The sequence below is a fragment of the Franconibacter sp. IITDAS19 genome, assembly GCF_023079515.1.
Taxonomy (GTDB): domain Bacteria; phylum Pseudomonadota; class Gammaproteobacteria; order Enterobacterales; family Enterobacteriaceae; genus Franconibacter; species Franconibacter pulveris.
The window spans coordinates 1-5,385 of record NZ_JALJCP010000006.1 but is presented as its reverse complement, the minus strand read 5'-3'; the positions used below and the strand labels follow the sequence as shown (position 1 = coordinate 5,385).

Here is a 5,385-nt window from a genome sequence, read left to right as displayed (position 1 = left end):
AGAACTTTAGCAACCACGCCCGCGCCAACGGTACGGCCGCCTTCGCGGATTGCGAAACGCAGACCGTCGTCCATCGCGATCGGGTGGATCAGGGTAACAACCATTTTGATGTTGTCGCCCGGCATTACCATCTCCACGCCTTCCGGCAGTTCGATGGTGCCAGTCACGTCAGTGGTACGGAAGTAGAACTGCGGACGGTAGCCTTTGAAGAACGGAGTGTGACGGCCGCCTTCATCTTTGGACAGAATGTACACTTCAGATTCGAACTTGGTGTGCGGCTTGATGGTGCCCGGCTTCGCCAGTACCTGACCACGTTCGATTTCTTCACGCTTGATACCACGCAGCAGAACGCCCACGTTCTCGCCCGCACGGCCTTCGTCCAGCAGTTTGCGGAACATTTCAACGCCGGTACAGGTGGATTTCGCGGTATCTTTGATACCAACGATTTCAACTTCTTCACCCACTTTGATGATACCGCGCTCTACACGACCGGTAACAACGGTACCACGACCGGAGATGGAGAATACGTCTTCGATCGGCAGCAGGAACGGCTTGTCAATTGCGCGCTCCGGTTCCGGGATGTAGGAATCCAGGAAGCCAGCCAGTTCGATGATTTTCGCTTCCCACTCAGCGTCGCCTTCCAGCGCTTTCAGAGCGGAACCACGTACGATCGGGGTGTCGTCGCCCGGGAAGTCGTACTGAGACAGCAGTTCGCGAACTTCCATCTCTACCAGTTCCAGCAGCTCTTCGTCATCAACCATGTCGCACTTGTTCAGGAACACGATGATGTACGGAACGCCTACCTGACGACCCAGCAGGATGTGCTCACGGGTCTGCGGCATCGGGCCGTCAGTCGCAGCAACAACCAGGATAGCGCCGTCCATCTGAGCAGCACCGGTGATCATGTTTTTCACGTAGTCGGCGTGGCCCGGGCAGTCAACGTGCGCGTAGTGACGGGTCGGGGTGTCGTATTCAACGTGAGAGGTGTTGATGGTGATACCACGAGCTTTCTCTTCCGGCGCGTTATCGATCTGATCGAATGCACGAGCAGAACCACCGTAGGTTTTAGCCAGAACGGTAGTGATGGCAGCGGTCAGCGTTGTTTTACCATGGTCAACGTGGCCGATAGTACCGACGTTAACGTGCGGTTTTGTACGTTCAAACTTTTCTTTAGACATCGATTGTCCCTCTAAGACACGGATAAATCGGTGATATCACCACATCAACCAGGCTATCGCCTGAATTTGTTGAATTCATAACAGAAGAGAAGCAGGGAGGAAAAGAGAAGTGGTGCTGATAGGCAGATTCGAACTGCCGACCTCACCCTTACCAAGGGTGCGCTCTACCAACTGAGCTATATCAGCACATCTTGGAGCGGGCAGCGGGAATCGAACCCGCATCATCAGCTTGGAAGGCTGAGGTAATAGCCATTATACGATGCCCGCATCCTGGAACTCGGCTACCTGATTCTTTCTGTAGTGAATATGAGAGAAAACCTCTCAATATTCGAGCCGATTAGCTGGAGCTTATCGTCTCGGGCTACGCCAACGCGTGGCCGAAAATGGTGGTGGGGGAAGGATTCGAACCTTCGAAGTCTGTGACGGCAGATTTACAGTCTGCTCCCTTTGGCCGCTCGGGAACCCCACCCGAACTTGATGGTGCCGGCTACCGGAATCGAACTGGTGACCTACTGATTACAAGTCAGTTGCTCTACCTACTGAGCTAAGCCGGCATCAAGTAGCGCGCATTCTAGGAATAGCGGCTCGCCTATGCAACAAAAAAATTGCATAAACTGCTCTATCGCTCACATTTTGCGCATCAGCGCGCAAATCTGACGCTATTTCAACCGTTCCGGGCTTCATAAAGCGTCAAACACTGCCGCATAATCTTCTCAAAGGGTATTCCAGAACGTGTGCTTCCGCTTAAAAGGTCAATCTAAGGCCTGCGATTTTATGTAAATGCCATGTCATAACATCGAATGTTTGGCCAGGCGTTCTTCATCAAAGTACCTTATTCCTTCACAAGATCTCAGGGCTTAAGCGCTTGTAAAGTACGCTAACCGTGACGCTTCCCCTGGAAAGCATCATGATTATGATTTTTTCTTATTATTCGCCGTCATCTGGTGTTAACCTCCTGCCCATTGTCAAAAATGATACACGTAGCGTGCCATTGAGCGCTCGAAGATGAGAGCTTCGTTTCGTTAAGCGAAAAGCTCTCATTTTGTCCTGAATGACAGGCAGAAGCATGCTTATGAGTAATAAAGAGCAAATGTTAACGACTCCTTATCTTCAGTTTAACCGGAGCCAATGGGCTGCACTTCGCGACTCGGTGCCGATGACGCTAACCGAAGGTGAAATTGCCCGCTTAAAAGGGATTAACGAAGATCTTTCTCTTGAGGAAGTGGCTGAAATTTATCTGCCGTTATCCCGTCTGCTGAACTTCTATATCAGCTCTAATCTTCGCCGCCAGGCCGTGCTGGAGCAGTTTCTTGGCACAAACGGTCAGCGCATCCCCTATATCATCAGCATTGCAGGCAGCGTCGCCGTAGGTAAAAGTACGACAGCGCGTGTGCTGCAGGCGTTGCTGAGCCGCTGGCCTGAACATCGCCGCGTTGAACTTATTACCACTGATGGCTTTCTGCATCCGAATAAAGTGCTCAAAGAGCGCAATTTGATGAAGAAGAAAGGGTTTCCTCAGTCTTACGACATGCACAGGCTGGTGAAATTTGTGGCGGATATAAAATCAGGTGTGCCTGATGTGACAGCACCTGTTTATTCGCATTTAATTTATGACGTTATTCCTGACGGCGATAAAGTAGTTACACAGCCAGATATATTGATCCTCGAAGGCTTAAACGTTTTACAAAGCGGTATGGATTATCCTCACGACCCGCATCATGTATTTGTCTCTGACTTCGTTGATTTCTCAATTTATGTCGATGCGCCAGAAGACTTATTGCAAACGTGGTATATCAATCGCTTCCTGAAATTCCGGGAAGGGGCTTTCACCGATCCTGACTCTTATTTCCATAATTACGCCAAACTTTCTGAAGATGAAGCGGTAAATGTCGCCACTCAGCTCTGGAAGGAAATTAACTGGCTGAATTTGAAGGAAAACATTCTCCCCACCAGGGAGAGAGCTAGCCTGATAATGACCAAAAGCGCGAATCATGCTGTGGAATCTGTCCGGCTCAGGAAATAAAACAGGGGAGCTATGCTCCCCTGTTTTATTCTGCGCTTCGTAAAGAGATCTCACCGCCTACCCAGGCTTTGATTGCTCCGTTCTGCTCCAATAGCAGGGCACCTTGCTCGTCAATTCCTCGCGAGATACCGTAAATTTCTCGGTCGCCGATAATCAACTTAACCGGGCGATGAATAAAATTATCTAACTTCTCCCAGCGCGCCAGGAAAGGCGACAGCCCCTCTTTTTCAAATTGCTCCAGGGCAACCCGCAGTTCATTAATAAGACGAGCAGCTAACTGATTGCGATCTATTTTAATGCCCGCCTCCTGAAGATTAATCCACCCCTGATTAACGACTTCGCTTTCAACACGACGCATTGCAAGGTTTATCCCCGCGCCAATAACAATCTGCGCTGCATCGCCAGTTTTACCGGTTAGCTCAACCAGGATTCCTGCCAGTTTACGATCCTGAAGATAAAGGTCGTTGGGCCATTTAACCCGCACTTGATCGGCGCCAAGATCATGCAGGACTTCAGCCATAACGATGCCGATGACAAGACTCAGACCGATAGCAGCAGCTGGCCCCTGCTCAAGACGCCAGTACATGGATAGATAAAGGTTAGCGCCGAAAGGGGAGAACCATTTACGCCCGCGCCGCCCTCTCCCCGCCTGTTGGTATTCTGCAATGCAGGCATCCCCAGACTGTAAGGAGGAAAGGCGATCCAGTAAATACTGATTAGTAGAATCAATAACTGGCAATACAGCAACCGAACCTGTCTCGATTTGGGAGCGAATAACGTCTTCATTAAGGAGCTGAATGGGTTCCGGCAAGCTGTAACCTTTACCAGGCACCGTAAAAACGTCTACCCCCCAATCACGTAAGGTTTGTATATGCTTATTAATGGCTGCGCGGCTCATGCCCAGCGTATCGCCAAGCTGTTCGCCTGAGTGGAACTGGCCATCCGCAAGGGTAGACATAAGCGTCAGGGGAACCGTATTGTCTTTCATGTAATTGTCTCCACAGCGCTCACTTCGCCCGTACGGCCGATAAACCGCACCTCTGGTTCGAGCCAGATATCAAATTTGCTACCGACGGTCTGGCGAACAAATCTGGCCAGTCGCACTATATCTTCTGCCGTAGCGTTTTCTTCATTAATTAGTACTAGCGCTTGCTGGCGATGTACGGCCGCACCGCCAATCCGATGCCCCTTGAGCTGGCATTTGTCGATAAGCCAGCCAGCAGCAAGCTTCACGCTGCCATTTTTTTGTGGGTAATGAGGAGCATCAGGATAGGCTTGTAAGAGCGTTGCGGCTTGAGCTTTCGAGACCTCTGGGTTTTTAAAGAAGCTGCCGGCATTGCCGTTTACCCGAGGGTCAGGAAGCTTTGTACGGCGCATATGGCATACTGCATCAAAAACCTGGCGAGGTGTAACAGTAGTAGGATCAAACCGGGTTAAATCGCCATAGGTAAGAACGGGTTGCCATATTTTAGCCAGGCGGATACCTACAGCGGTAATGGCAAACCGATCCTGATATTCATGCTTGAAGATGCTGTCACGGTAACCAAAGCGGCATGCTTCGACTGGCAAACGGTGAAGTGTGCCCGTTAAAAGCTCAACGCATTCTACGTAATCGCAAACTTGTTTTAATTCCACACCATAAGCGCCAATATTCTGAATAGGTGAAGAGCCAGCACATCCGGGGATCAACGCCAAATTCTCTAAGCCCGGCATATTTCTTTCCAGCGTATACTCGACCAGCTGATGCCAGTTTTCTCCTGCGCCTACGTGCAGCAACCATTTATCGCTCTCTTCCCGTACCGTTACTCCTCGGATACGGTTAACGATTACCACGCCGTCAAAGTTTTCAGTGAATAAAACATTACTCCCCTCACCCAAAATCAAAACAGGTAAATGGTCAGTCTGCGCTTCCCGCCACGTTTGGATCAATGCTTCTGCGGTTTGTACTTCAACAAGCTTGAGCGCCTGGCTTTCAATGCCAAAAGTATTGAAGGGCTTAAGAGAAATACTCATGGTAGTTTCCTGAATCATTCTTGCGGCTAGTTTACCCGATCCTGCAACAGATGGCTTGTAGCGCACAGATGAATGAAACGGAGAAACAGGCAGAAGAGAGCAAAAAGAGAGCAGGACTCAAGATAATTTCGAAAAAGAGTTAAACGCCAGATAGCAAAAAACCCGGTCGTC

The 5,385-nt window shown here is 50.0% G+C and carries 4 protein-coding genes and 4 tRNA genes; 1 reads left to right on the top strand and 7 read right to left on the bottom strand.

The annotated features are described in order from the left end of the window. The 5 genes from tuf to MT962_RS16085 all read right to left on the bottom strand — a co-directional run. On the bottom strand, positions 1–1,178 hold a 1,178-nt coding region (gene tuf / locus MT962_RS16105), incomplete at its 3' end, for an elongation factor Tu (protein ID WP_024562309.1). Positions 1,179–1,288: 110 nt separating this feature from the next. Next, positions 1,289–1,364 (bottom strand) — tRNA-Thr (locus tag MT962_RS16100). Between the two features lie 6 nt (positions 1,365–1,370). Further along, positions 1,371–1,445, bottom strand: a tRNA-Gly gene (locus tag MT962_RS16095). 117 nt (positions 1,446–1,562) lie between these two features. Then, positions 1,563–1,647, bottom strand: a tRNA-Tyr gene (locus MT962_RS16090). A gap of 9 nt (positions 1,648–1,656) precedes the next feature. Further along, a tRNA-Thr gene (locus tag MT962_RS16085) sits at positions 1,657–1,732 on the bottom strand. A 518-nt stretch (positions 1,733–2,250) separates the two neighbouring features. On the opposite strand from MT962_RS16085, the gene coaA reads away from it, so the two are divergent. Then, complete coding sequence (gene coaA / locus MT962_RS16080) at positions 2,251–3,201, top strand: type I pantothenate kinase (RefSeq protein ID WP_024559460.1); 951 nt, start codon at positions 2,251–2,253, stop codon at positions 3,199–3,201. 25 nt (positions 3,202–3,226) lie between these two features. Here the strand turns inward: coaA and birA are convergent, their stop codons facing one another. Beyond that, positions 3,227–4,189 carry a bifunctional biotin--[acetyl-CoA-carboxylase] ligase/biotin operon repressor BirA gene (gene birA / locus MT962_RS16075; RefSeq protein WP_247366049.1) on the bottom strand — a complete coding sequence of 321 codons (963 nt, stop codon included), beginning with the start codon at positions 4,187–4,189 and terminating at the stop codon, positions 3,227–3,229. Beyond that, positions 4,186–5,232 (bottom strand): UDP-N-acetylmuramate dehydrogenase, encoded by a 1,047-nt coding sequence (gene murB, locus MT962_RS16070; protein ID WP_281732738.1) that lies wholly within the window; start codon positions 5,230–5,232, stop codon positions 4,186–4,188. Before murB ends, birA begins: the two co-directional genes overlap by 4 nt. Positions 5,233–5,385: the final 153 nt, after the last annotated feature.